General features: G+C 57.9%; 28 protein-coding genes and 6 pseudogenes. 14 read left to right on the top strand and 20 right to left on the bottom strand.

From position 1 onward, the window contains the following. The first annotated feature begins 308 nt into the window (after positions 1-308). From IHQ71_RS30790 to IHQ71_RS30770, 5 genes are all read left to right on the top strand, one after another. Complete coding sequence (locus tag IHQ71_RS30790) at positions 309-1,445, top strand: ABC transporter substrate-binding protein (RefSeq protein WP_258163266.1); 1,137 nt, start codon at positions 309-311, stop codon at positions 1,443-1,445. Between the two features lie 105 nt (positions 1,446-1,550). Further along, positions 1,551-2,471: a branched-chain amino acid ABC transporter permease gene (locus tag IHQ71_RS30785; protein ID WP_258163265.1), complete on the top strand. Its 921-nt coding sequence runs from the start codon at positions 1,551-1,553 to the stop codon at positions 2,469-2,471. 25 nt (positions 2,472-2,496) lie between these two features. Further along, positions 2,497-3,468, top strand: a complete 972-nt coding sequence (locus IHQ71_RS30780) for a branched-chain amino acid ABC transporter permease (RefSeq protein ID WP_258163494.1) — start codon at positions 2,497-2,499, stop codon at positions 3,466-3,468. Continuing rightward, positions 3,461-4,210 (top strand): ABC transporter ATP-binding protein, encoded by a 750-nt coding sequence (locus IHQ71_RS30775; RefSeq protein ID WP_258163264.1) that lies wholly within the window; start codon positions 3,461-3,463, stop codon positions 4,208-4,210. Before IHQ71_RS30780 ends, IHQ71_RS30775 begins: the two co-directional genes overlap by 8 nt. Continuing rightward, the gene (locus IHQ71_RS30770) at positions 4,207-4,893 is read left to right on the top strand and encodes an ABC transporter ATP-binding protein (protein WP_258163263.1); all 687 of its coding nucleotides are present in this window, start codon (positions 4,207-4,209) and stop codon (positions 4,891-4,893) included. Before IHQ71_RS30775 ends, IHQ71_RS30770 begins: the two co-directional genes overlap by 4 nt. Before the next feature lie 568 nt (positions 4,894-5,461). Here the strand turns inward: IHQ71_RS30770 and IHQ71_RS30765 are convergent. From IHQ71_RS30765 to IHQ71_RS30735, 7 genes and pseudogenes are all read right to left on the bottom strand, one after another. Next, positions 5,462-5,716, bottom strand: a complete 255-nt coding sequence (locus IHQ71_RS30765) for a GlsB/YeaQ/YmgE family stress response membrane protein (protein WP_258163493.1) — start codon at positions 5,714-5,716, stop codon at positions 5,462-5,464. 652 nt (positions 5,717-6,368) lie between these two features. Further along, positions 6,369-7,071 (bottom strand): annotated as a pseudogene (locus IHQ71_RS30760) (IS6 family transposase). Between the two features lie 115 nt (positions 7,072-7,186). Continuing rightward, positions 7,187-7,924, bottom strand: a pseudogene (locus tag IHQ71_RS30755) (transglutaminase family protein); the annotation flags it as partial. A gap of 243 nt (positions 7,925-8,167) precedes the next feature. Continuing rightward, positions 8,168-8,539, bottom strand: a pseudogene (locus tag IHQ71_RS30750) (AI-2E family transporter); the annotation flags it as partial. A 79-nt stretch (positions 8,540-8,618) separates the two neighbouring features. Then, positions 8,619-9,059, bottom strand: a pseudogene (locus IHQ71_RS30745) (AI-2E family transporter); the annotation flags it as partial. A 182-nt stretch (positions 9,060-9,241) separates the two neighbouring features. Beyond that, positions 9,242-9,715 carry a ferritin-like domain-containing protein gene (locus IHQ71_RS30740; protein WP_258163262.1) on the bottom strand — a complete coding sequence of 158 codons (474 nt, stop codon included), beginning with the start codon at positions 9,713-9,715 and terminating at the stop codon, positions 9,242-9,244. A gap of 235 nt (positions 9,716-9,950) precedes the next feature. Then, positions 9,951-10,142, bottom strand: coding sequence for a CsbD family protein (locus IHQ71_RS30735; RefSeq protein ID WP_258163261.1), 192 nt, complete (start codon positions 10,140-10,142; stop codon positions 9,951-9,953). A 319-nt stretch (positions 10,143-10,461) separates the two neighbouring features. On the opposite strand from IHQ71_RS30735, the gene IHQ71_RS30730 reads away from it, so the two are divergent. Together IHQ71_RS30730 and IHQ71_RS30725 are read left to right on the top strand one after the other, a co-directional pair. After that, entirely contained in the window at positions 10,462-10,581 is a 120-nt protein-coding gene (locus tag IHQ71_RS30730) for a hypothetical protein (RefSeq protein ID WP_374990081.1), read from the top strand. A 202-nt stretch (positions 10,582-10,783) separates the two neighbouring features. After that, a complete protein-coding gene (locus tag IHQ71_RS30725) occupies positions 10,784-11,146 on the top strand; it encodes a hypothetical protein (protein WP_258163260.1) in 363 nt (120 codons plus the stop codon). Between the two features lie 501 nt (positions 11,147-11,647). Here IHQ71_RS30725 and IHQ71_RS30720 read toward each other — a convergent pair. Next, a pseudogene (locus tag IHQ71_RS30720) lies at positions 11,648-12,330 on the bottom strand (IS5 family transposase); the annotation flags it as partial. 146 nt (positions 12,331-12,476) lie between these two features. Further along, complete coding sequence (locus tag IHQ71_RS30715; RefSeq protein ID WP_258163258.1) at positions 12,477-12,722, bottom strand: hypothetical protein; 246 nt, start codon at positions 12,720-12,722, stop codon at positions 12,477-12,479. Between the two features lie 399 nt (positions 12,723-13,121). On the opposite strand from IHQ71_RS30715, the gene IHQ71_RS30710 reads away from it, so the two are divergent. Beyond that, the gene (locus IHQ71_RS30710; RefSeq protein WP_258163257.1) at positions 13,122-13,370 is read left to right on the top strand and encodes a hypothetical protein; all 249 of its coding nucleotides are present in this window, start codon (positions 13,122-13,124) and stop codon (positions 13,368-13,370) included. Positions 13,371-13,512: 142 nt separating this feature from the next. On the opposite strand, the pseudogene IHQ71_RS30705 reads toward IHQ71_RS30710, so the two are convergent. From IHQ71_RS30705 to IHQ71_RS30680, 6 genes and pseudogenes are all read right to left on the bottom strand, one after another. Beyond that, positions 13,513-13,900 (bottom strand): annotated as a pseudogene (locus IHQ71_RS30705) (exopolysaccharide biosynthesis protein). Positions 13,901-14,105: 205 nt separating this feature from the next. Then, on the bottom strand, positions 14,106-14,405 hold the full coding sequence (locus IHQ71_RS30700) for a hypothetical protein (RefSeq protein WP_258163256.1): 300 nt from the start codon (positions 14,403-14,405) through the stop codon (positions 14,106-14,108). 250 nt (positions 14,406-14,655) lie between these two features. Then, positions 14,656-15,264 (bottom strand): J domain-containing protein, encoded by a 609-nt coding sequence (locus tag IHQ71_RS30695; RefSeq protein WP_258163255.1) that lies wholly within the window; start codon positions 15,262-15,264, stop codon positions 14,656-14,658. Between the two features lie 115 nt (positions 15,265-15,379). After that, the gene (locus IHQ71_RS30690; protein ID WP_258163254.1) at positions 15,380-15,760 is read right to left on the bottom strand and encodes a DUF6481 family protein; all 381 of its coding nucleotides are present in this window, start codon (positions 15,758-15,760) and stop codon (positions 15,380-15,382) included. A gap of 36 nt (positions 15,761-15,796) precedes the next feature. Beyond that, complete coding sequence (locus IHQ71_RS30685) at positions 15,797-16,021, bottom strand: hypothetical protein (protein ID WP_258163253.1); 225 nt, start codon at positions 16,019-16,021, stop codon at positions 15,797-15,799. 131 nt (positions 16,022-16,152) lie between these two features. Further along, on the bottom strand, positions 16,153-16,362 hold the full coding sequence (locus IHQ71_RS30680) for a cold-shock protein (protein WP_258163252.1): 210 nt from the start codon (positions 16,360-16,362) through the stop codon (positions 16,153-16,155). 417 nt (positions 16,363-16,779) lie between these two features. On the opposite strand from IHQ71_RS30680, the gene IHQ71_RS30675 reads away from it, so the two are divergent. From IHQ71_RS30675 to IHQ71_RS30660, 4 genes are all read left to right on the top strand, one after another. Next, positions 16,780-18,222 carry an ATPase domain-containing protein gene (locus tag IHQ71_RS30675; protein WP_258163491.1) on the top strand — a complete coding sequence of 481 codons (1,443 nt, stop codon included), beginning with the start codon at positions 16,780-16,782 and terminating at the stop codon, positions 18,220-18,222. Continuing rightward, on the top strand, positions 18,219-19,259 hold the full coding sequence (locus IHQ71_RS30670) for a sensor histidine kinase (RefSeq protein WP_258163251.1): 1,041 nt from the start codon (positions 18,219-18,221) through the stop codon (positions 19,257-19,259). Before IHQ71_RS30675 ends, IHQ71_RS30670 begins: the two co-directional genes overlap by 4 nt. A gap of 131 nt (positions 19,260-19,390) precedes the next feature. Beyond that, a complete protein-coding gene (locus IHQ71_RS30665; protein WP_258163250.1) occupies positions 19,391-19,729 on the top strand; it encodes a response regulator in 339 nt (112 codons plus the stop codon). 214 nt (positions 19,730-19,943) lie between these two features. Further along, entirely contained in the window at positions 19,944-20,270 is a 327-nt protein-coding gene (locus IHQ71_RS30660) for a hypothetical protein (RefSeq protein WP_258163249.1), read from the top strand. A 90-nt stretch (positions 20,271-20,360) separates the two neighbouring features. Here the strand turns inward: IHQ71_RS30660 and IHQ71_RS30655 are convergent, their stop codons facing one another. From IHQ71_RS30655 to IHQ71_RS30640, 3 genes are all read right to left on the bottom strand, one after another. Then, positions 20,361-20,549, bottom strand: a complete 189-nt coding sequence (locus IHQ71_RS30655) for a hypothetical protein (protein WP_258163248.1) — start codon at positions 20,547-20,549, stop codon at positions 20,361-20,363. A 695-nt stretch (positions 20,550-21,244) separates the two neighbouring features. Continuing rightward, positions 21,245-21,421, bottom strand: a complete 177-nt coding sequence (locus IHQ71_RS30645) for a hypothetical protein (RefSeq protein WP_258163246.1) — start codon at positions 21,419-21,421, stop codon at positions 21,245-21,247. A 292-nt stretch (positions 21,422-21,713) separates the two neighbouring features. After that, a complete protein-coding gene (locus IHQ71_RS30640) occupies positions 21,714-21,998 on the bottom strand; it encodes a DUF1236 domain-containing protein (RefSeq protein WP_258163245.1) in 285 nt (94 codons plus the stop codon). 446 nt (positions 21,999-22,444) lie between these two features. Between IHQ71_RS30640 and IHQ71_RS30635 the strand changes: the two genes are divergently transcribed. Next, positions 22,445-22,747: a hypothetical protein gene (locus tag IHQ71_RS30635; protein ID WP_258163244.1), complete on the top strand. Its 303-nt coding sequence runs from the start codon at positions 22,445-22,447 to the stop codon at positions 22,745-22,747. Between the two features lie 82 nt (positions 22,748-22,829). Continuing rightward, positions 22,830-23,036: a hypothetical protein gene (locus IHQ71_RS30630; RefSeq protein ID WP_258163243.1), complete on the top strand. Its 207-nt coding sequence runs from the start codon at positions 22,830-22,832 to the stop codon at positions 23,034-23,036. A 121-nt stretch (positions 23,037-23,157) separates the two neighbouring features. Here IHQ71_RS30630 and IHQ71_RS30625 read toward each other — a convergent pair whose 3' ends face one another. Both IHQ71_RS30625 and IHQ71_RS30620 read right to left on the bottom strand, forming a co-directional pair. After that, positions 23,158-24,036 (bottom strand): transglutaminase family protein, encoded by an 879-nt coding sequence (locus IHQ71_RS30625; RefSeq protein ID WP_258163242.1) that lies wholly within the window; start codon positions 24,034-24,036, stop codon positions 23,158-23,160. Positions 24,037-24,055: 19 nt separating this feature from the next. Then, entirely contained in the window at positions 24,056-25,318 is a 1,263-nt protein-coding gene (locus IHQ71_RS30620) for a sodium:proton antiporter (RefSeq protein WP_258163241.1), read from the bottom strand. Between the last annotated feature and the right edge of the window lie 84 nt (positions 25,319-25,402).

The following is a 25,402-nucleotide window of genomic DNA, read 5'->3' as shown; positions in this document are numbered from 1 at the left end:
TCTATTTTCCGTTTCCGCTGAGCCTGCGAAATTTTATGCTTGAACTATCATCTGACTGATGCGACTCTTGAGTAGATTCTCAAGGCAGGCAGCGCATATGAGAGGCCGGTTGATCGACCATCGCGGTCCCGTGCATAAAAGGCGCCGGGACCCATGCAAGGGAGATCGGTCGGTTCGATTTCGGAATCCGTTTCTGCCGGTGGCGGCGCAATCCGTTGCCAGTGCGGAACGCATTACCGCATGGACGTTTGCACCGTGCTTGGAACAGGTGACGACTGAATATCGGGAACACCAGGAGGAGGACCATAATGAGGAAAATCATCGTAGCCGGCATCGTCGGCCTGTCGCTGGCTGCATCAAGCCTTGCATATGCCGAGCCGGTGAAGATCGGCATCATCACCACGCTTTCGGGCGGCGGCGCGGGCCTCGGCATCGATATGCGCGATGCATTCACCCTCGCCATTAAGCTTTCCGGCAACAAGGAGATCGAACTGGTCATCGAGGACGACGCACAAAAGCCCGAAATCGCCGTCCAGCTTGCCGAAAAGATGATCCAAAGCGACAAGGTTGACCTGATGACCGGCATCATCTGGTCGAACCTCGCCATGGCGGTCGTGCCGAGTGTGGTGGGGCAGGACATCATTTATCTGTCGCCGAACGCCGGGCCGTCGACGCTTGCCGGCGCCAAATGCAATCCGAACTACTTCAACGTCGCCTACCAGAACGACAATTTCCACGAGGCGATGGGAGAGTATGCCAACAAGGATTACAAGAAGACGTTCATCCTCGCGCCGAACTATCCGGCCGGCAAGGATGCGTTGACCGGCTTCAAGCGTTATTACGAGGGCGAACTGGCCGGCGAGATCTATACCCAGATCGGCCAGCCGGATTATGCTGCGGAAATCGCCCAGATCCGCGACTCCGGCGCGGATTCGGTGTACTTTTTCTTACCCGGCGGTATGGGCATCGCGTTCATGAAGCAATATGCCCAGTCGGGCGTCAACACACCTCTTCTCGGCCCCGCATTCTCGTTCAGCCAGGACATTCTACCGGCCGTGGGTGACGCGGCCCTCGGGGTCAAGAATTCAGCAAGCTGGGCGAAGGATCTCGACAACGAAGCCAACAAGAAGTTCGTCGAAGCGTTCAAGACCGAATACGATCGTCTGCCCTCGGTCTATGCTGCCCAGAGCTGGGACACGGCCAACCTGATCCTCTCGGCGTTGTCCAAGGCGAGCGTCAAAGACAAGGACGCGTTCCGTGCCGCACTCAAGGCCGCGGACTTCAAATCGGTGCGAGGCAAGTTCTCCTTCAACACCAATAACCATCCGATCCAGGACATCTATGTCCGCGAGGTTGTGAAAGAAGGCGACGTGCTGACCAACAAGATCATCGCCACAGCCTTTGAGCAGCACAAGGACGCTTACGCCGAACAGTGCAAGATGTAGGCTCCGCCATCACCGGCGTTTCACGGGCTCGCGCGCCGGCAGATTGACTGTCGGCGCATGCCTCGCACTCGCATCGTTTCCTGAATCGAGAACAGACGATCGCCCATGTCCATCGCACTGCTGGTAGAGCAAATTCTAAACGGGCTGCAGTTGGGGGTGATGCTGTTCCTGATGGCTGCGGGGCTGACGTTGATCTTCGGCGTCATGGGCCTCATCAACCTCGCTCACGGCTCGCTGTTCATGATCGGCGCCTTTGCCTGCGCGGCCGTCGCTGCGGCGACCGGTTCATTCTGGCTCGGGCTGGTGGCCAGCCTGGTCGCGGCGGCGGCCGCCGGCGCGATCATCGAAATCGTCGTCATCCGCAGGCTTTATGAACGCGATCATCTCGATCAGGTGCTCGCCACCTTCGCGCTGATCCTCATCCTCTCGGAGGGCACGCGCTGGCTGTTCGGCTCGTTTCCTCTCTATCTGAACATCCCACCGCTTCTCCAGGGCGCAGTCCCGCTACCCGGCGTCGGTCAATACCAGCTCTACCGTCTTGCCATCATCGGCGTCGGCGTAGTGGTCGCGGTAGGCCTCTATGTCCTGATCTCGCGCACCCGTCTCGGCATGCGCATTCGCGCCGGCGAGTCCGACCGGGAAATGATTGCCGCACTCGGCGTCGATATCCGGACGCTCGACACCGTGGTCTTCGCGCTCGGAGCGGCCCTTGCCGGTCTCGCGGGCGCCCTGGTCGGCGCTTTGCAATCAGTTCAGGTCGGGATGGGCGAGCCAGTGTTGATCCTCGCCTTCGTCGTCATCGTCATCGGCGGCATCGGATCGATAAAGGGCGCGATGTTCGGTGCCCTCCTTGTCGGACTGGTCGATACGATGGGCCGTTTCCTACTTCCGAAAATGCTCGCCCTGGCCCTTCCGGCGGCGCAGGCCAGCACGATCGGCGCTGCAGTGGCTTCGATGCTGATCTACATCGTAATGGCGCTCATCCTCGCCTTCAGGCCGAGCGGCCTGTTTTCGGCACAGACATGAGGCGGTCATGGTGAGCCACCCCGGCATGAACAGAGAAATCCTGGTCAACACGCTGCTGGCCCTGCTCTTGCTGGCGGTGCCGCTCGGCGCGTCTGCATTCGGCGAACCGTTCTACGTCACCCTCGCTGCACGTATCGCGGTACTGGCGCTGGCGGCGGTCGGCATCAATATCGCGCTCGGCCTAGGTGGGCTCGTGTCCTTCGGACACGCGGCCTTCTTCGGATTGGGCGGCTACGTCGCCGGCATTCTCGCGACGCATGCCTACGAAGCGACGCCGCTGGTTTTCGGATTCGACGGCACGACATCCATGCCGGTCATTTGGCTGATCGCGGTCGTGGTTTGCGCCCTGATTGCCCTCCCGATCGGCGCGATCAGTTTGCGTACGACAGGCGTCTATTTCATCATGATCACGCTCGCCTTCGCGCAGATGATCTACTATTTCGCCGAGTCATGGCCTGCCTATGGCGGCGGAGACGGGCTGTCCATCTATATCAGGAATGAGTTCCCGGGCCTGAACACGGCCAAACCGCTGCCTTATTTCCTCATCTGCTATTGCATGTTGATGCTGGCGCTTGGCCTATTCTGGCTGCTCCAGGGCTCGCGCTTCGGCGCCGCGCTGCAGGCGGCAAGACAGAATGCGACGCGCCTTTCCGCGGTCGGCATCGCGCCGTTCGGCATCAGGCTGACTGCCTTCGTCATTTCGGCGATGATCACGGGCGTCGCCGGCGCGCTCTTCGCCGATCTCAACAAGTTCGTCAGTCCTTCGATGCTGTCCTGGCATATGTCCGGCGAATTGATCGTGCTCATCATCCTGGGTGGCAAAGGCCGGCTCTTCGGCCCGGTCGCCGGTGCTGCGCTCTATGTGCTCTTCGAATATGCACTCGGCGGATTGACCGAGCGCTGGCAGTTCTTCCTCGGCCTCGTTCTGCTCGGCGTCGTGCTGTTCGCGCGGGGCGGACTTCTCGGCCTGCTGTCAGGAAACGTCCGCCATGGCTGAGCCGGTCCTCGAAATACGCGACCTCAGAAAATCCTTCGGCGCGCTGAAGGCCACGGATGGCGTCAGCCTCGACCTGATGCCGGGCGAGATCCATGCTTTGATCGGCCCCAACGGTGCGGGAAAGAGCACGCTGATCCACCAGATCTCCGGCTCGATCAGGCTCGACAGCGGCGCGATCCATTTTCTCGGCCGGGACATGGCCGGCATGGATATGGCCGCGCGGGCACGAGCAGGCTTGGGCCGCAGCTTCCAGATCTCGTCTCTGGCGCCGGAATTCTCGGCGTTGCGCAATGTCATGCTCGCCGTGCAGGCACGCCAGGGCTCAAGCTTCCGGTTCTTCCGGTCCGTCTCCGGCGACAAGAGCCTGACCGGCCCCGCGATGGCCGTACTGGAGCGCGTTGGCCTGGCCGGCCGCGCCCGCTTGCCGGCCGCCGAACTGTCACACGGCGAACGCCGCCAGCTCGAGATCGCGATCGCACTAGCACTCCGCTCGAAGGCGTTCCTGTTTGACGAGCCGATGGCCGGGATGGGCCCCGAAGGCTCGAAGACCCTGACAAGGTTCCTCGACGGCCTGCGGCATGAAGCGCCGATCCTGCTGGTCGAGCACGACATGGATGCGGTCTTCGCCTTGGCCGACCGGATATCGGTCCTCGTATATGGACGGATCATCGCCACCGGCACGGTGGATCAGATCCGCAACGACCCCGAAGTCCGCCGTGCCTATCTAGGAGAGACGGCATGACAATGCTTTCTGTCCAGGGACTTGAAGTCTTCTATGGTGCCTCCCAGGCGTTGTTCGGCGTATCTCTCGATATCAGCGAGGGCGAGGTCGTGGCGCTGATGGGCCGCAACGGCATGGGCAAGACGACGACGATCAACTCCATCCTCGGTCTGGTCCGGCCGCGCGCCGGCAGCATCACGTTCGCTGGCCGCAAAGTGGCCGGCATGCAGCCGCACCGCATCGCGCGCCTCGGCCTCGGCCTCGTGCCGGAGGGACGCCGCTGCTTTCCCAACCTTACCGTGACGGAAAATCTGGTCGCCGCCGCGCGCGGCGGCGCATGGACGCTCGACCGGGTTATCAAGCTTTTTCCCCGATTGGGTGAAAGACGCAGCCAATATGCCAATACTCTCTCGGGCGGCGAGCAGCAAATGCTCGCCATTGGCCGCGCGCTGATGACCAATCCGGCCCTTCTGGTTCTCGACGAAGCGACTGAGGGTCTCGCACCTGTCATCCGCCGCGATATCTGGTCGGCGATCCGGGCCCTCAAAGAGGCCGGCCAATCGATCCTTGTCGTCGATAAGACCCTGTCCGAACTTTTGCCGGTCGCCGACCGGTGCTTCGTGCTGGAAAAGGGCGTGACGGTATTCGAAGGCCCGCCCGACGCCCTGACACCGGAATTCCAGGACAGATATCTCGGTGTCTGAGGCGGCCGGCTTAATTCTTCAACGGCGGTTCGCAGCCCGCGCCGAGTTCATAAAGAAGTTGCAATCACATTAGATCCGTCTTGGTGTGCTGATAAAACAGGCCCACTTTAATCAGGATCACCTCCGCAGGCGGCAAAATAGTGGTGCATTCGATATCTCAGACGGTGTCCCACAGAGCATCGATCGAGCGTTCAGCTTTGTATCGACATGCTTGGTTCCGAAGATCCATGGTCCTACAGTGGGCGAGCCTGGCGGCATTCGGCGCCGCGCTGGGCCGAACCTTGCTGATCACGGATATGTCGTGATCACTACAAGCGCAACAGATTGAATGGGTCTTGGACTCTACTATTGAGAGCGTTTGGCACTTATAACGAAGTCGGGGGGTCGAACCCGATCAGGACCAAGCCAGAGCAATGACGGGTCTCAGGTTCTGCTCCCATTAAGACCTTCGCTTGCCTGTGTGTTGGAACGCGGAAATCTCCTCGTCAAAGAACTCGAGGACCAAGTGCGGACGATTTTGCCCAATCCGGCGAAACCGAAGTACCGCCGGATTGGACGATCGTTGAAGTTAAGCCCGTCTTATCAGACGAAGCAGGAGCAACAGAATAATGGCGCCGAGTGCGGCAGACAAAATAGCACCCACGTAGCCAGCCCCCAGGCTTATGCCAAGACGCGGAAACAGCAGGCCTGCGATAAGGGCGCCTACAATGCCCACGACGATGTTTCCCAGCAGGCCAAAGCCATAACCTTTGACGATAACACCGGCTAACCAGCCTGCGACTGCTCCGATGATCAGAAATATGACGAGACTTTCGATACCCATGTTTTCAACTCCCTCTTCGATGCCATGCTGGCGGCTTGATATGGCCGAGATCGCCGAGGAAAAGTCAAACTGAATAGGTGGGCCGCTATCACGAAACCTGGAGATATGTCGGGAAAAGTGAATCCATACGGTGGGGCGCTTCAGGCTGGGCGTTGCCGGGCTTTTTTTGCTGGCAATCGCGCTCTCGGCGGCCAGTATTGTGAGCGCTATGCTGCTTCGCCCATCTGATTTCGAGGCCTGTTCGAAAATCATTTCGGATGACATTTATCGCCAAGGCGGAAGCGCAACGCTGGATCCGAAGGACGTCGAATCGAAAGCGGCCCGCATTTGCTCGGGACATGAGGCGAGGTAAAGTTTCGTATCTCGTCACTCAAGATTCTGCCGAAGCCACGCGCAGGGAATTTTACGGGCGATTTAGCGGCGTCGAGATGCGGATCTGAAGTCTTCCGATGTGGGTCGCAAGCTCAAAGCCCAACCGCGAAAAGATCCCTTCCTACGGTGGACCGTTCTTTCCGAGAGAACCCGGGCGCGGTAAGCTCGATTTTTCAACTCAAGGTCAGCAATATTGATGATGCGATGCAGCGCGCGCTTGCAGCTGGAGCGGTGATGTCAGGTTAACTCGATCACGTACACTTTCGGCACGCTGGTTGGATTAGGCGGTTGTCGACGTGACCGCCTTCCAATGTGCCATCGCTCCGAGGCGATGCAGATGAAGGGCATTGCTGAGTGTTTGGAGCTGGCAGGGACGAAGAGATTTCGAACCGCGGAGAAGACGCTAATGAAACGTTGCAGCGAACCCGCGAGCGAAATCGCTGCATGATCCGCTCCCGTTTCCGCAGCGGCAGATGCGAGTTTTCGGCTCGGTTGTTCAATCCCTTTAGCGATCGATGCTCGACCGTGGGCATTACCTGCCGCCGTGCGGCGCCATAGGAGGCAAGCTTGTCGGTGACGATGCGCTTCGGCAGGCATCCCTGCTTCTTCATCAGCCGGATCAGCAGGCGCATGGCAGTCTTGGTGTTGCGGCGCGCCTGGACGATTTCGTCGAGAACGTAGCCGTCCTGATCGACGGCGCGCCAGAGCCAATGTTTGCGGCGGCCGATCGTCACCACGACTTCGTCCAGATGCCATACATCAGTTGGATTCGGCGCTCTCCGCCGCAAGCGGCCGGCTTAATCTGGCGCGAACTTCTTCGCCCAACACCGGATCGTTTCATAGGAAACCACGACGCCGCGCTCCAGCAGCATCTCTTCGACCAGACGCAGGCTCAGCGGAAATCGGAAATACAGCCAGACCGCGTGCGCGATCACCGAAGCCGGGTAACGAGGGCGTTTGTAGCTGACAGGATTCTGGCTCATGCGGCGAGCTAACAACGAACGCCTTCAAGGAAAGTTAACCTGACATCACCCGGGCAACTCATCCCTGAGCCCAGCGTGAGCTGTGCACGAAACCGGACCAGTAGACTGGCCAAGATCAGTTGGCACCTGCGTTCGGAGCGTGCTCTTCGGTCGAGATCGCGTCAGTGGTCCTGCCCGGCAGTTCCGGCGAACCATCCGCATGTTCGATCGTGATCTTGATCGGCCCTGCTTCCATTTCGCCGAAGGGCGAGGCGAAGGCGATCTCCGCGGCGTCGCGACCGACGCCGATACGGACGAGGCCATCCAGATCGGCCTGCCGCGTCGCGTCGAACAGCCACCAGCGGCCCGACAGAAAGCATTCGAAGGCGGCGTGGAAATCCCGTGGTTCTAGGCCGTAGGTATAGCAACTCACGAAGCGGGCGGAAATGTCGAGCGCCCGGCAGAAGGCGATGCCAAGGTGCGAGAAGTCGCGGCAGACCCCGGCCCGCAACAGCAGGCTCTCCGTGGCAGTCGTCTGCTCGTTCGATGAGCCGCGACGATATTCCAGATTGTCGTAGATCCAGTTGCAGATCGCCGTTACGCGCTGATGGCCCTTGGGCAAGTGGCCAAACTCCCGCTCGGCGAAGGCTGCCAGGCGGTCCGAAGGAACGAAACGCGACGGCAGCAGGGACGGCATAATGTCGAGCGGTATTTCGGCGAGCGGCATCTCGTCGATCGTCGAGGGAACGGCCCGGAATACATCGAGTGTCACCTCTGCCTCGTAATTCACGTTCAAACTCCCTGGCTGGGCGTTGATGCTGACATATCTATTGCCGATGTCGGGCACGATGTAAGTTCGCCGGGGCCTGTCGGGTGTGAACCGCGCCGGGTTTGCCGGAGACCGTTTGTTCTCTGCGGCGGAAATGCGTTCGCACCTTATAGAGCGACACCGATGCGGCCACTTTGGTTCCAAAAGTAGAGGAGCCCTTGACTCCTCGGATTTCTGCATCGTCTGCTGTGCCGACAGGAAGTTGCCGAAGGCTTGGAGCGGGTCGAAATGATCGCAGACGACTTTGATCACCACAAGGATGGGAACGGCCAGTAGCGCGCCGATGAAACCCCAGATCCAGGACCAGAAAGAGATCGAGATGAAGACGGCGACAGTGTTCAGCTCGAGCCGACGGCCCAGCATCAGCGGTGTGACGAACTGCCCTTCGACAAGGTTGCATGCGAGCACGAACGCTGGTGCCACGAGACCCAATACAATGCCGTCCAAGGTTGCGAGCGAGATCACCGCGACTAGCAGGATGGTCACCAATGCTCCGATATAGGGAAGAAAGTTCAGGATCGCCGCTGCCACGCCCCAGACGAGCGCGTTGGGAATGCCGATCAGCCACAGGCCCACGCCGACCGCCACGCCCAGCGCCGCGTTGATGATGGTTATCGTGAAAAGGTATCGGGAGATTTCCCGCTCGACGCTGTAGACCACTTTCAGGGCTCGCTTCTTCGCTCAGCTTGGGCACGCTCTGGATTATCTTCTCGTAGAACATCGTGCCCGATGCGAGCAGAAACAGGGAGAGCACGAATGTAATGGCGAGTGTCGTGCCGATGGATACGGCGTTGCCGGCCGCGCGAGACAGAATGCCGGGTTGGGCGACAACAACTTTCTGGACATTGGTGTCGGAGACGGCGTCCGTGGCCGAGTCGATCTGAGCGGTTGCCTTGATCGCCTTCTCCACCGTCGTCTGGAGAGTGTGGACTTTGTTCTGCAGTTTCTGGCCGATGGCCGGCGCATCGGCGACAAGGGCCGAGATCGGCCCGCTGGTGACGTAGACGAGTACGGCGATCGCCCCAGCGGTCACGACTATCAGCAGCGTTGCGGAAAGTGCCGACGGAATGGATCGTTTGGCTAGGAAGCGAACCACCGGTGTCAGAGTGAGCGCCAGCAGGAAGGCGAGCACGATCGGTGTGAGAAACTCTCGCCCGATGTAGAGGCTGTAGATGACCATCAGGAACAACATGCACCCGACATATTTCTGTAGCCTGGTTGATCCCTGCGGGACATCACTCACCTGCGCAAGATCTACCTCGGGATCGCGGGTCATGAAAGCCACTCCTTGATTGGTATGAAAATGAAAAAGAGCCCCGACGCTGTTGCGACGAGGCCAGAGATTTCAAAGTCAGGAACCGCCTATTTTGAATTGATGGTGGTGATTGCTAGCGTTGTCAGTTTGGCGTTAGCCGCCTTTTCCTGGTCAAGAATCTCGGTCAGCAGCACATGTGCCTTCTCGTTGCCGAGCACCTTGGCCCATTCGCGCAGTGATCCATAGCGCGAGATTTCATAGTGTTCGACGGCCTGACAGGCGCCGATTAGCCCGGCATCAAGAGCGACGCCTTCTGCTTCTTCCATCAACCCCTCGGCCTCCTTGATCAGGCCATCGGTGGCGTCGCACTTCACGCCTTCCGGCTTGACCTCGATCGTCTTGAAGACCTTCTTGAGCGTTTCGATCTGCTCCTTGGTCTCTTCAAGATGGGCCTCGACCGCCGCTTTCAGCTTGGCATTCCTGACGGCGCCGGCGACTTTGGGGAGCGCTTTGGTAAGGGCGTTCTCGGCATAGTAGACGTCCTTGAGCGTATGCTCGAACAGTTCGGCAAGAGTTTTCACAGGAAATCGTCCTTGGTTGACGCGGCGCCAACCAAGCTGGTTGGACGCCGACAGGCGTTGTATGAATAGGATTGCTAGAAGCGGTGCAGCGTCGGGCCATCGAAATGGCGCTGAGAGACTATCTACCGCCGGAACCGACGACGTGGATCAGCCTTGCTGGTACCGGATGGTGATAAAAAGAGGCGCTCCCATTTCTGGTCAAGCGCCTCTTCCACTTTTTGGGAAAGAGTGATGCTCAGGCGCCATCCACGACATTCTTGAGGGCGTCCTTGGCCTTACCCTTCAGCTGCTGGGCATCGCCCTTGGCTTCTTGGACCATGCCCTTGCCCTGCATTTCCTTGTTGCCGACCGCTTTGCCCACGTCCTGACGGGCCTGACCGGCGATTTCATTTGCCTTGCCCACGACCTTGTCTGTAGTGCTGCCCATGTCCATTCTCCTTTACGCGAAACATGATCGTCTCGTTGGCGAGGTAACAGAAATGGCGCCCCTCGAGTTCCATCGTGCGGCGGGTAATGCACCTGGTGCAGTGCACGACGGTAGCCCGATGGAAATCCACCTCGTCAGCTGGAGCCAAGTCTGTCATTAGGATGCCGATTGGCAGTTGCCAATTCGTCAGTTCAAAGCTCGCGCTGCTTGCCATCGGCTTCCTGGCGCTTTTGGCAGTCGTTGCGACAAACATTTGGTGGAACGCGCCCGTCGCTATTTGCGCGACGTCCTGGAAGTGCGTGATGCGAAGGCAATTACCATGGTCCACAAGCGCCTTCATGACGACAGCAATGTCGAGGAGGTGGCGTTCGACGAATACCTTACCGGCCTGCTCGAACAGTTCAAGGCGACCGTCGATTCCGCAGCAGATCGGACGTAGGGTGCTTTGAGGGAACTGCCAGCCGCCGGCACGCGGCGCTCAGCAAGACCCAGACCCAAGAGTTGATCGGGCAAGTGCTCTACTCCGTCCGTCGCTAAGGCCAGCTGGGACGGGCTTGGAGAATTTCATAGGGAAGTGGTCAGCGGGAACTGTATCAAGATGAGCGCGTTCCAGCGGTGCTCTCTCACCAATCTTTCTTAATATGAACATTGAAAGTGGCAGCCGAATGAGGTTATCTTTTATTGCCTATGCATCTTTGATTTTAGCCACGGTGGCCAATTCCTCGGCCGCGCAAACACCAGACGATCCCACCATAGCTGCGTGTAAGGCGACTGGGCTCCTTGCATTACAGGCGCAGGCACCTGAAATAACCGACCTGATATTCGATATGGAGACGCTGGCTGTCAGCGCCGCGGATACCAAGATCGAGAACATTCCCGTAACAGCTGTGGTCCTTGGAGAAGCCTATATCAGCCGAAAAGAACAGTCGGCAAAAGCCGATCGGTTCGTTTGCCTGCTCGGCGAGAAGGGAAAAGTCCTTTTGACATTCTTCACCGCCCGCTAGGCGGGTGATCGACCACTACATGAGCGATAGGACAGCAACATTGATGCTGTAGTAGGAGTATCGTACCTCCCGCGCCATCGGGAATCAGCGCGAGCGTCAAGCATTGTCTATGCTCTGAGCGATCTCGCGGGAACAAGTTCGAGAAAGATAACACGGCCAGTGGTTCGGATCCGTCAAGACCGGAGATGAAAACATCAACGCAGGCCTGCACCGAATCTCCGACGGACCGGGCCGGACCAGCACTACGCGATGAGCGGGTGACGTCTCGGGGCATCGCACGTGGACACCCTGGTCAGGCAACCCGCTTGCATGACATCCGTTTCGCCCTAAATCATTATTATGAAAATAAAAATACGCATCGCTTCGGGTCCGGGAGTCCTTAACCGCGATGGGTGGTCTGCTGGTTCATCTCGGTCTAGGCTCCAGACTCAATCAAGGTCACCAGATGACAAGAGCAGCGATGTAGCATGTCGCTGCGAAGTTGAGCATCAGCTTGTCATATCGTGTCGCGACACGCCTCCAATCCTTGAGACGGCAGAAGGTGCGTTCAATAATATTTCTGCGCCTGTAGGCGACAGGGTCGAAGGGTTGCATCCTCTTTCGAGTAGGATTGTTGGGAATGACCGGCTCGGTGCCGCGCTTGATGAGGAAGTCGCGTAAAGCATTGCTGTCGTAAGCAGTGTCTGCGGCGCATAGGCGGCTCGGAGGCAGAGGCGCGAGCAGCGGAATGGCAACGGGTGCGTCGCCACGCTGTCCAGGCGTTATTCGCAGTGCGATGGGACGGCCGCAACCATCGACAACAGCATGGATTTTTGTCGATCTGCCGCCTCGCGAGCGACCGATTGCTTCGCCATCCGCCCCCCTTTTCCGCCGGCCGCTGATCGATGGGCCTTGGCAGTGGTGCTGTCGATCATATGGATATCCCGATCGCTGGTTTGCACCAAAGCCTCAAACAACCGACGCCAGATTCCCCGTGCCGACCAGCGATGAAACCGGTTGTAGATTGTCGTTGCCGGTCCATAGCAGGCAGGGCAATCTTGCCATCGACAGCCCGACCGTAGCACATGAATGATCCCGCTGATCACCCGGCGGTCGTCAGTGCGATGCGCGCCGGGTTGATTGGTCGGAAGCAGAGGCGCAATGACGGCCCACTGCTGATCGCTAAGCCAGAACTCTCCTGCCATGATCCAAAGCTCCCATTGTCATGGCAGTGAATCACAAGGCAAAAATACAATCAATAGTTTGATTGGGTTTGGAGCCTAGAGTGCAGGTGAAAACGAGAGTGTGCTATTGCGAGACCAAGCGACCGGAGCGGATGCTCGAAACTTGGCTAAGCTGACAGCTGCCTCTGACCTTCCTCGGTCAATGTCGCGGACTGGTTGGACCCGTTCTCAGTCCAGCCCTGCAGGCGGGTGTAGTTAAGCCCGGATTCCATGTCATCCAGATCCAGCCCGTTGGCCCGGAAGTAGTCGGTGAGCATTCGGACCGTGATCAGCTCGTGCGCTCTGAGATAGTTGTGGCGAAAGGCGTTGAGAATATTGCGGCCCTTCTCGGCGTTGGTCTTGACTGAGGCCATCTATCCCTCGCTAAACGGATGCCCCGTATAACGTACAGACTACCGCCGCGGCAACATCTTGCGACCGACGTTCCTGATGGAAAGCGCGGCGTCGGCCATGGGTACGACCAGACCGTCCGCAATAGCGCTTTCGAGCGCTCGGATGTACTCCGCCCCTCGCAGCTGGTGCCTGCTTGCGTGACCTTCAACGGCTCCGCGGGTGGCAGTTGGTGAAACTCCGTAACGAGCGTTGTAAAATGCTCCAACGATGATTTGATGCTTTTCGGCTTTTTTCAAAATGGTTTCCTTAGGTTCCTCGCCTTATTGCACTGCAATAGAGGTTATTAGATGACCGCCGCCCCTGCGGGAACTGCATCGAATCAGGCGCGTTCCCGTCAATCCAGCGAGGGAGGCTAGACGATGTGCTATTGGTTCCGCCTGTGGTTCGTGCCCCGTGCCGAATACCAGAAGATGGTCGATGACCATGCGACGGAGGTCGCAGATCTGCGCCGGACAATTCAAAAGCTGCGAGACGCGCAGGAGAATGAATCAGTATTCTCGCTGGCAGACTGCGAAGTCGGGGACAAGCGAATTGAACCGCCTTCTGAGCCGCCTCCACCGGAAACCAATGTCGTCGTTGTCAATTTTCGGCGTCGCTTCCGCGCCTGAACTACTACTCCCTGCAGTGGCGGGCGAGATCATGATGTCGATGGACGGGGTGCGCTGGCCGTTTGGGCAACGACTGCGTGGCCTGTGTTTCAGGGAACGACGCTGCCCCCGGCCACCGATCGTCGCCGTGAAATCTTTACGGTCAAAGCGTGGAAATGAAGGATAGCGCTCCGTGGAGAAGTGCGACGGTCACGAAGAGGGCCAAGATATCAACCCCAATGAAGCCGTCTCTCTCGATCAGCCCAACCGCTATCACGCACACCGCGATGACCGGAACGATATTGCCAAACGGGATGGGAAGAGCAATCGCGACCGCCAGAGCAAAGACGGGGAGCCCCAGGATGTAGGGCAGGGCGCGACCTGTCAGCAACCGCATTCGTCCTGATGATGCGCTCGATCCTGCTGACGATCGGGTCGGCGTATCGCTGGAGAGCAGCGAACGCCGATGCGGAGATTCTGCAGTTTCTCAGGAACGATGGAAGCCAAAGTGAACCAGCGCCAACCGCATGCTGCAAGGCGACGATTGCCATGGCCGATCCAAACACCATGCCAAACGGACCTGGGATTGGTATGAGAGCCGACAACGCGATCGAAGCCGAAGCTTGCTTCTCCGGTCGAGGCAAGTGCATCGCCGATCGTCAAGCCACCCCGTTCCCGGGCGCGCTCTGCAAGTTGCATAAGCGCTGTGGATACCACCGCGAGTGATACTCGCTTTGCCATGCTCCAAATCCACTATCAGGCTTCGCCTTCCTGATCATGGGCGCTTTTTAAACTGCGGATGAGGACGGTGCAATTTGGATCGTTCGCGTCCAAGAGCTGGGTGGGCGCCGTCCAGCCGATCGCCACACCCAAAGCGGTGGTGACAGCCCACCCTGGTTCCTCGCCAGCGCGTTGCAGAAGCCCCGGCGCACACTGCCGCGACTGCTGAACGGCCGCAACGGGAACATTCGCGCCATCGAGGCGCTCGCGCATCTCCGCCTGAAGCGGATCAATCACGAAAAGAGCAAACAGCCAAGCTGCGATATCTGAGATCATGAAACTCTCTCTGGGTCCGGCAATATGTCGGAAATGGTCCGACATCACGAAAGTGCCGAAGATTCGCCAGAGGGGCCCGGACCAGGGGAGCGGCCTTTATGTGGGAGGCGTTCGCCAGCTTTCAAGGATTGAAGAGGTGCGTCTCCTTATCGATTGCCAAGCCAAGCCGTATATTCGTCATTTCCAGTCGCACAAAAGTCGTCATCAAAAACCGGACCGCACAAAACCTGATGGCCGGAGAATGTCGGTCTCAACAAAAGCCGTTCAATCTGAGGATCTTATGGGCCTCGATCGAAAGGCGAAGAGCCTCTTCAGAGGCACGGCTTCCACCATTCGCGTCCGGATGGTGCATTTTAAGCTTCTGCTTATAACGGCTCTGAATCTCCTGCGGTGTCGAGTTGGCTGGGAGGCCGAGCGTCTCCAACGCGCGTACTTCTAACGTCTTTAGTTTTCGAACCGGTGAGTCAGCTCGGTGGGCGAGGCGCTGCGCAGCGGTCATGCGGGCGTTCAAAGCTCTCGCCGATCCGGAGGGAGCCGTGGAGGGCATCGGGACGTGTGGAGATTGCTTGACAGCGGTTCCCCAAGTCTGACGCCCGCCGGCTGCGGCTTCGCGCTGGTAGCGGGCGGTATTTGGGCTGGAGAGATCCGTCGCGTAATTATAGCCCCGATTGTATTCCTTCACGTGCTCCGGACAGAAGAGCAGGTACAGTCCTTCGGCATCCTGTCCGACAGGCGCACGGTGCGTCCCGCTCTTTTCGCAGCAATCCCACTGACATTTGGGGCCGGTGGATTCGCGATGAGGCGCTGACTTTTTTCGAGTGGATCTGAGTCCAACGAAGAGTTTCGATTCGACCATCATGCCCTACATTTGGAAATCGAGTTCTATATCCGGGTACCCCGGACTTCACAGCATCATGTTCATGCGAAGTGATGTGCTCGGAAGCTGGCTATAAGGGTACTTCATTGCGAACAGATTACGATTGGCGGGCTTTGCGGGCGGCATAACGCCGGTCGCGTTCGGCCTTTCGCGACGCCTCGTCTTCGATCAACCAGGCAACGCGGTTTTTCTCCGCCGTTTCGCGCGCTTCGACCTCGGCCTTCGCGGCAGCATCGAGTTCAGCCTGGCGTTCGATGGCTTCGGCCTGAACGCGTTCCTGTTCCTCGGTCTTTAATTGTTCGCGCTCGGCGCGACGCTGGTCTCTGGCAACGGCGACTGCTTGGCGCTCGGCCTGCCTGGCGGCCTGTTCCGGCCCAGCGGCATCCTTGGCAGCGCGGTAGGCGTTAAGCAGTGCCGCTTTGGCCTCTGCAGCCGCAGTGCGGCGATCGGTTAGATCGGTGTCTTTGGAGTTTTTCAAATCTGGATCCTGTTGGATATGAGCCTGGTCGTTCGATCAGGCGCGCGTTTTGCGCTTGCCGATGACCAGGGGTGTGGCTGATAGGCGATCCACCAGTTCCTTGGCCTTGCGGGCTTCCCGCAGGCGGACGGTCTTTTCGTCGCGGGCGAGAGCGATGGAATCCAGTGCATCCATGGCCTGGCCCCGGGCGAAGAATTCGGTCTGGGTTTTGCCGAAGGCAACCTCCGCCTGCTGGCGGGATCTGCTGTGTGTCTGTGTCATGATGGTGTTCCTGGATGGAAAGCTCGGCGGGCGAGCAACAAAAAAGGCCAGGCAAGTTGCCTGACCTTGGTCGGTATCACGCTCTCAACAGTGCCAGTACATCCGTGGTCAAGGGAGAGCAGATGCCGATATTAAGCAGCCTGGAGATTGCAGGCCGACATCTTGCCCGACTTGTTGTCGCGCTCCATCTCGTAACCAATCTTCTGGCCTTCGACGATTTCGCGCATTCCGGCGCGTTCGACGGCCGAGATGTGAACGAACGCGTCAGCGCCGCCATTGTCAGGCTGAATGAAGCCGAAGCCCTTGGTGGAATTGAACCATTTAACTGTGCCAGTGGTCATGATGAACCCTTTCATAGCAATATTGAACGACCGCAAGCGCAAACGCGCTGCGGATGGTGGTAGCGATTTTTGAAAGGAAAGGTTCGTTCAGGGCGCGGTGCCAATCGCGCGGTAACCAAAGCTCAGCAAGCAAATCTCGATAAACCTCAGATAGAGACTACGATCCGTTTTGTCAACGTCTAGTTTTGAGCTCGAATCCACTGCACCGGAAATGTTGTTTGGTGGGAGCGATGATTTACTCGCTCGATTGCTAACATTGCTCCACTTCCAGCCGCAGCTCGTGTTGGCCAGCAGCCAACGATAAAACCCCGACGTCATTGATGTTTTTAGAAACACAAATATAACGCAATGCATCTTCCTAGGATGGCAAGCGATTTCTATTTCGGGAATACGCCAAACCTCAATGCGGGACGAGCCATGCCAAAACGAAAAATGCCCGCTGTTGTCAGCACCGGAATTGCAGGACTTGACAAGATCCTGCGTGGGGGCTTGCCGGCATCCAATCTCTATTTGCTTCAGGGAGCACCGGGATCCGGCAAGACGACGGCAGCACTGCAGTTCCTGCGTGCCGGCGTGGAGGCCGGCGAAAGCTGTCTCTATGTGACGTTGTCACAGACGGCCGCTGAGCTGGAGGCTATTGCCGTTTCGCACGGCTGGACGCTCGATGGCATTCGCGTCGAAGAATTGACCACCTCCGGCACCGTGAATGAAGCGGATGACCAAAGCATATTTCTCACATCGGACCTGCGGCTTGATGAGACGCGGAAGGCTCTCGAAGCTGCCATCGATGAACATAAACCGCGCCGCCTCGTCTATGATTCGCTGTTGGAGATCCGCCTGATCACAGGTGACTCGCCGCGTTTTCGTCGGGAGCTTATCGGCTTTAAGTCCTTCCTTTCCAAACGGAAAGTGGTAGCCCTTCTGCTTGATACGCAGACCCCTGGCAGCGACCGCAGCGGTGAGGAAGTGGAAGGCCTGGGCCACGGCGTCATTCGCTTCGACAAGGCACTGGAGGAGTATGGGGGAGTCCGCCGTCGCGTCGAAGTCTCCAAGATGCGCGGCGTTCCGGTGGCCGACGGTTATCATGATATGGCAATTCGTGAAGGTGAGGGCGTGGTCGTGTTTCCGCGGATCATGCCGAGCACCGCGTCGGAGACGACGAAACCTGACCTGATCAAATCTGGCGTCGCAGCGCTCGATGATATGTTCGGCGGCGGTCAGGAGGCCGGAACCACGACGCTTGTCATCGGTCAGTCGGGCACCGGCAAGTCGACAATGTCGTCGCTCTATGCAACCGCGGCGCTTGAACGTGGTGAGAGTGTCGCGCTGTTTCTGTTCGAAGAGCGCTTGGAGACGTTCTTTCGTCGCTCCGAGGGCTTGGGGATGGAGCTGAGACAATTCCACAAGGACGGCAAACTGATCCTGCGCGATTTCAACCCGAACGAAATCTCGCCCGGTGAGTTCGGCCAGATCGTTCAGGATGCAGTCGCCGAAAACAAGGTGAGAGTCGTCGTCATCGACAGCCTGACGGGATATCTGAGCTCGCTGCCGCACCGGGATAAAGCCGTTCGTGATATCCAGTCTCTTCTCAAATTCCTCGCACGCTCCGGTGTCCTGACCATGCTGATTGTTGCTCAGCATGGCCTGCTCGGGCAAAACGTGGGCATCGATGTCGACGTCAGCTTCCTCGGTGACACAGTTCTCCTCCTGCGGATCGTGGAGCATGAAGGCCGGTTGCGCCGGAATATCACCGTGGTCAAAAAACGTCACGGGCCACACGATCTCAACGTCCAGGAACTTCTGATCGAAAGTGGAAGCGTCAGCGTCGTCGCCTACAATCCACTTCCTGATCCGAAATGAACGGAGTTTTTATCGAGAGCGAGCTTGATTGGGTGCTCATCCTTGCACCGTTCCGCAAGGACGCCGATTATATCATGGCCCTGCTGGGCGAGCAGAAGGTGGAGGTGAAGGCCGGACGGACCGACGATGACGTAACCCATCTTCTCTCCTTGTCTCCTGGCGTGATCATCATCGCACATGAAGCCCTGAATCCGAGCGTACTCGCCAGCATAGGCGAGCATCTCGCTTCGCAGCCCGATTGGTCAGAAGTACCGATCCTCATCTTGCTGGAGCGCGCCGCGCCGATTTCCAGAATTCGCAGTCGTTTGGAACGCTCCTGGCCGGGCGCGCGCCTTCTGTTTCATATCCGCCCGATTGCGCGATTGGAATTGATGAACAGCATTCAATCGAATCTGCTGGTTCGGCTACGGCAACGCCAGGTGCGCAACGCCATAGAGCGCGAGAGGGAATTGCGCCTCGAGCTCAACCACCGGATCAAGAATATTCTGGCAAGCGTTAGCTCGATCTTCCGGATGACGCGACGCGGAGCGACGACCGTTGACGAATTGGCTGGTGATTTCACCGGTCGGCTGCAGGCACTTTCCAGTGTCCACACGGCAGTTTTTGAGGCCAATGGCGAGGACGTCTCGCTGTCGTCCATGGTTGAACTGACGGTGTCGCCGTACAACAGCAAGGGCTTGAATCGTATCCGTGCCCGCGGACCGAATATTTCCATCAGCCGTGATGCTGCGACCACGATCGCCCTTTGTCTCCATGAGCTTATTACCAACGCCATCAAGTATGGCGCGCTTTCGCAGGATGACGGCGTTGTCGACATCGTCTGGGCGGTTTCGGAAGAGAACGAGCCGGTTGTCTCACTACAGTGGACGGAGGCCGGCGGCCCTGATGTCGTCGAGCCGACACGGCAAGGCTACGGCACGCGCTACATCCGCTCAGCGCTGGCATCCGTGTTTGGATCAGTTCCGGAGATCGCCTTTGCGCCAAGTGGGTTTCGATGCAGCGTCGCTGGTCCTTTGAGCCGATTGTCGACCAAATAGGATCAAGCGACGGCCTTCCGAAGGTCGCAACTAACTCTATGAAATCTGTTTATTTTTTGCGGTGGATCGTTCCTATGATCCGCGCGTTAACCCATCGAGTCTTGTAGCTACATCATGACGGAGTTTCGGGAGTGGGCGACAACGGCATCACGGTTCTGGTCGTCGAGGACGAAACTCTTGTCCGCTTGGACATGGTGTTCGCTCTCGAAGACCAGGGATTTACCGTTCACCAAGCGGCCGACGCGGATGAAGCGATCGAAGTCTTAAACACGCACATCGAAATTCGTTTGATGTTCACCGACATCGACATGCCTGGAAGTATGGACGGCTTAAAGCTCGCCGCCGCAGTGCGAGACAGATGGCCGCCGATCAGGATAATCGTCACGTCAGGACATCGACACCTGAGCGACGAGCTGCTTCCCGTCGAAGGCAGGTTTTTTGCCAAACCCTACGATACGTCCATCGCATAGACACAATGAGGAATATGTTGGCTCCAGGTTGACGACTTCGTAGGCCGGTGATGTGCACGCGGGAACCGACGGCGGTCTAAAAGCAAGCCTATTTGCCAAGTTCGGCTGAAAAAACGGCAAGTGCGCTCCGGATTGCAATGGCCTCACCGGCGGAAACTCCTATCGACTCCATGTTTCGTGCATTCTCGAATCCTCAAACTCTAGGAATCCAAACATGCCCGACTATTCCGCTGATCAAGCAGTCCTCTCGCAGGTCGAAACATTGCGTATCGCTCTACCCACCTGGGTCATAAGCACCGTCGAACTCGTCGAATTGGCCGAAAACGCCGAGCGTGCCGCGAGGGACATCAATCCTGAAACAGCCGACCGCTCGCGCAGGCTCATTGTCGAAGTTGCCGAGTGGCAGCAAAAATTGAGCGACTGGCAAAAGCAGCCTCTCAGCCCACGCCTGCTGGCTGAGCTTCGCATCCTCAAGGCAACTTTGGACGCTTCTATGGATGAGGCCAATGCGGCGGCAGGTCAGCTTAAACTATTCGATTGAGGTACAGATCTTGTGATCAAGGTTATCCTTGAAGAAGTGCCAACATGGCTGTTCCGGAGACGGAGTAACGTCTCTTAGATTTGGCGCTGATCATCCGCTCTCGGGCGCGCTGATCGCACCTTTAAAGTCCATTTTGGACTGGAAGGCGCGCATCAATTGCTCCACTTTCTTGGCAACAAAGCCCTGTTCGGCGGGGTCCTCAAGATCACAAACGAATGTATTGTCGAAATAGCCAAGCGTGGCGCTCAACGCATCACGAAACCAGGTGCTTGGTGGCAAGCCTCGGAGCGCCCGTGGGGCAGTTTGGTGAGGAAGTGGCCCACTTCCGGCACGCTTGCTCCGTACCGCCTAATCCGGTAATTTAGAAAAATGGAAGATACGAAATCAAGCGTTTCGCCCAGGTCTCATCGGAATCGCGTCCTAAAAGGCGCAACCATCATCACGGGCGTTTCGAATTCCGAAATACCTTGCAGCATTCGTAATATGAACAAGGACGGCGCGGAACTCAAAGTAAGCAGCAGCGCGTTGGTACCGGAACGGTTTTTACTTTACGTGCCCGTTGACGGCGTAGCCTACGCCTGTGAACTCCGGTGGCGGTCCGGGGAGCGAGCAGGCGTGAAACTGCACGGAACGGCTCCGAAGCCCCGCTGGCATTACGGATGAGGGTCTTAACCAGCCCTGCTGGGTTGTGCGATCATTAAAGTTTGATAGCTGACGTTGCTGGTAAGGATAAAGCCGCAAGGTTTAGGACGCCGCCGGATCATCAATGTTGCCCCTCTCGAATACCTCAAGGGTAGGTCTTCAGCAGACAACGCAGGGTTATGAAAATCGATCCGTGCCTATCACGAAATTCGATATGGAACGTGTGTGCTTAAATCCACGCCCTCCGTGGCGGCAACGTGGTGCGCTCGGCGTCCAGCGGAACGCTAAGCCTTCGACAAGCCGGTGATGTTCCATCCGCGGCAGTTATTTGATCAGCCTCGGTTGGGCGGCGGTGGCCAGCCAAGTAGTTTCATATTGTGCTCGCGCAAAGTCTTGGCTTGATTAGCCTGGCGCTCCTCGTTTGTTATTTTTGCATACGCGCTGTTGATTTCTTCACGACGTGATTCCGGGTCGGCGTTAGGAGTGGCGTCCCAATCTTTATCTTGCATGGCAGGTCCTACTCGTTCGGTTGCTCGCGTAAGCGGGAAGTTGTTGGCCATTCGACTTAAGCAACTGCTAAAAGGTAGCCGCAAACAATCGCATCCTGAGGCTTCGCTCATGCCGACCGCGCTGACCGGGCGCCTTTAGCGAAGCCCAAAAAAACTCAAAATAGCAACAACAATCACAATTGCGCCGATGATCCAAATAATTCGGTTCATTGCTTTCTCCTTTTCGAAATTGAGGAGGGGCGGCACTGATACCCTCAGCCCCGCCCTGACGTCCCGGTTGGACGATTATGCGTTAGTCGATGATCTTCACGACCTTGCGGGTCTTGGGCTCGACGATCACACGCTTCTTGTTGACGACGGCAAAGCCGTAGTCGTCGTGGTCCTTGACAGTCTTGATCACGACTTTGTCAGGCAGGGCGTCGCCGACAACGAACTTCTCTTCCACCACGACATCGCCGTCCATCGGCTGCTCGGTTACCCAAGTCGTCACCGGATCAGGAACGACCACGACGTCCTGAGCGAATACCGGGAAGGAAATGGACAGGGCTAGAATTGAGCCGGCTAGAACGTTCTTCATATTTTCTCTCCTGGAGAGGGGCGACATATCGCCCGAATTGCGTGGTGCGGCGACAAACGGGCGGCGAGCTCGATTGTTCCCACCATCCGGAAAATCGACGAGCTGCCCTTCGATTTCTCGCGTGCCGTGCACTCAGAAGTGGATACCCGTGTTCATCTTACGGTCATTTTACGATATCGGGAGAACAGGCGGAACATTTGGAACGCTCGCGGATTCGGCTTCAAACCGTTGGAGATCAGAATGAGCTTGCCTTCGCCCCGAAACCCACTCCGCCCCCTTGCTCTCGCCGTGAGCTCGCTGGTCGTTATTGCGAGCTCTCTACTGGTGTCAGCCGCCAGCCTTGGCCGCCCCCCCGTGTCCGGATATGGAGTCGATATTGCTCACATCGCCCCAACACAACTGGCCCACCGATAGTCATGAAGCTCCAGGTAAATCGAAGAAAAGCAATGCGTAGCTGGATTGGACAAACCAAGAGCCGGTCGCTCGAGATGGGCACCGTCCTCCTGATTTCGCCGGAAGACCGCGCCGAAACCGAATCCGTTCCGACAGAAAACGACAAGCTTTGCATAGAGGTAAGCGGCGAGAAATTTCAGGCCGTGATTGTGACTGCGAGCGGCGAAATGTTGGCGGTCAATATGATGAAAGGTCCAACGCTCTTTCTCGAACTGCCCGCCGGCCATCCAGCACATGGCGAACGTTCGGCACCCGGTGTTCCAACGTCTGTGTGGAAAGTGACGAGTGTTCGTTAGCCGTGTGGGCCCACCGATGCCCCGCGGCGGCGGTAAATTCTTCTTTTGGCCGTACGTGCATGCGATAATGGAGTAGACAACCATGCAAAGCAGCTTTGTCGTCATCTGGCTACTCGTTTCATCGCTAATATTTATCTATTTTTCCAAAACTTTCGATCACGAAAACCCTCGGCAAGCTGCTTGGCTTTTGGTTCTTGCGACAGCCTGGCCTCTGCTAGCCGCCTATCTCGCGATTGGTGCAGTTTTTATGCTCGTCTGCCTGCCGGCTCCCAGAAACGGCAAGAATTGATGCTCGACGACAACCGATAAGATTCCCATCGATTGCGTTGCCAGTCCAAGGTTTAGGCACAAAAACGATCTTCTTAAGCTATTGCTCGCGCGGACAAATGAGGGAAGGGATCCGCCGTCGGTCATGTCGCTGCTTTGATTTCCTGAACTTCGACCGCGACATCCATAGTAAGGAATGCATCCGCCCGGCCCGTGAAGCTGCCGGACACGGGAATGGCCTGTGCGATGTCGCGCGTCATCGCGACCGGTATGAGATTGGCGCCGCCCATGCTGCGGTTGGTTGGGTCGAATGTAATCCAGCCCGCACCGGGGATGAATACTTCGGCCCAGGCATGCGTCGAGCCGCTGTCTGTCGATCCCGCAAGCGACCCGTCCGGCTTGAACAGGTAGCCGGAGACGATGCGGGCACCGAAGCCGAGGCTTCTCACCGCCTCCGCAAACAGGACCGCGAAATCCCTGCAGGAACCCCATCCGCGCGCAAGCGTATCCAATGGTCCCTGTGTGCCTTCCGCTTCCCGGCTTTGGTAGGAAATCGTAGATGCGATGCCCAGACTGATGTCCTTGAGCAGCGAAAGTGTGTCAGTCGGATTTCCAGCGACAAACCCATTGACCCATATGCCGAGCTTGTTGTCCGCATCGACATACTGCGGCGCCGCCAAAGCGCCAAGATCGATCCGGTCCCGGTCCGAATAGAGGAACGGGTAACTGATCGCTGAAACGTCGATATCGAAGATCGGCCACTGCGCCGCCGTGAGGTCCACCTCTGCGACGCTTTCCACCACGAGGGTGTCGGCTGGAGTCTTGAAGGAGGCGGTCGCTACGGCGTTGCCGAACACATCATGTGACCAGTTGATCTGCGCCTCGGGAGAGATCGAAAGATCATGACTGAGGAGTTTCAGCTCATGGCTTTCTCGAGGCCGCAGCATCATTCTGTGCGGCGATAGTGAAACGGCCTCTCGGTATCGATAGGTCGTCCGGTGGTGAATGCTAAGTTTCGTCAATTGTCGATCTCCAGGGTCGTTACGCGGAATTCGTGTCTGATCTGGGCTGCTTGCTTTTCCTCGTTCCGTCGATCCAACGCATTGTGGGCGTTACCGCGACACCGTGGACAACGATGGAAGTCAAAATGATCAGAACTACGGTTGCCCAAATTACCTCGACCTTATCAAACTCAGCGTGACCGGTCGCATAGGCAAGGTAGTAGATAGAGCCCAGGCCTCGGATTCCGAAGACCGCGATCACAAGGTTTTCCCCGGTCGATCGCGGCGATCCCAAGAGGCTCAACCAGCCCAGGAGCGGACGGACTAAGACCAATGTTAAGAACGCCACGACACCAACCCGCCAATCGATGTTCTTGAGCAGCGGGCCGCTCACGGCGATGGAGCCTAGGCAGACCAACAATACCATCATTAGCAGGCGTTCGATCTGTTCGGCAAAGTCGTGAAGTTGCTCGTGGAAATCGTGCGCCCGTTCAGAGTCCCTGAAAGCAACCGCGGCGATGAAAACGGCTACAAATCCATAGCCAAGGATCAGTTCAGTCATGCCATACGCCGCAAAGGCCATGCCGATGGCGACGAGTCCGTCCTGTGATCGGGCGAGACTGATACCCCTCAGCCGAAACGCAAGATGGCCAAATAGCGATCCCGCTGCCCATCCCATGCCTACGCCCGAGGCTATCCGCCACAAGACGTCGATCAACAGCCAGTCCTGCCAGAGGTCCGCGCCGTGCTTGGCGGCCAGCGCAATTGCAATGGCGAGGTGAACAAATGGAAAGCTCAGGCCGTCGTTCAGCCCAGCTTCTGATGTCAATGCGAACCGAACATCATCCTCCTCTCCAGACTGTGGCGGCCCGACCTGGATGTCGCTGGCAAGCACGGGATCGGTTGGAGCCAGCGACGCTCCGAGCAAAAGCGCAGAGGCGACACCCAACCCCAGAAGCCAATGGCCCAGAAATGCGATGGCTGCGATCGTCAGGGGCATGGCGATGCCAAGGAGCCGCCACGTCGTGCTCCATCGCCGCCACCCGATCTTCCGATCCAGTTTCAGGCCCGCGCCCATGAGGGCCACGATCACAACGATCTCCGTCATATGCTCGGTGAACGCCCTGTTTTCCAACGGATTGAAGGCAGGCAGTAGAGGGAGGGGCGACCAGGCCAGGACCGCGCCCAAGAAAATGCAGAAGATGGGAAGAGACAGAGGCAATCGCCGCAATAGCATCGGCAACCAAGCCGTCAGAAGAACGACGAAGCCGAGGATCGTCAAGGTGACGATGTATATGTCCATTCAAGCTCCTCCGTCACGCTCGCCCGCGCCCAAGCGAAAGAACTTCATACATTTACCGGGTGGCCCACGCACAGGCTCGGCAAT

It is taken from the genome of Rhizobium sp. TH2 (assembly GCF_024707525.1).
Classification (GTDB): Bacteria; Pseudomonadota; Alphaproteobacteria; order Rhizobiales; family Rhizobiaceae; genus Rhizobium_E.
Note: the sequence above shows the minus strand (reverse complement) of the source record. Positions and strands in the feature narration are given on the sequence as shown.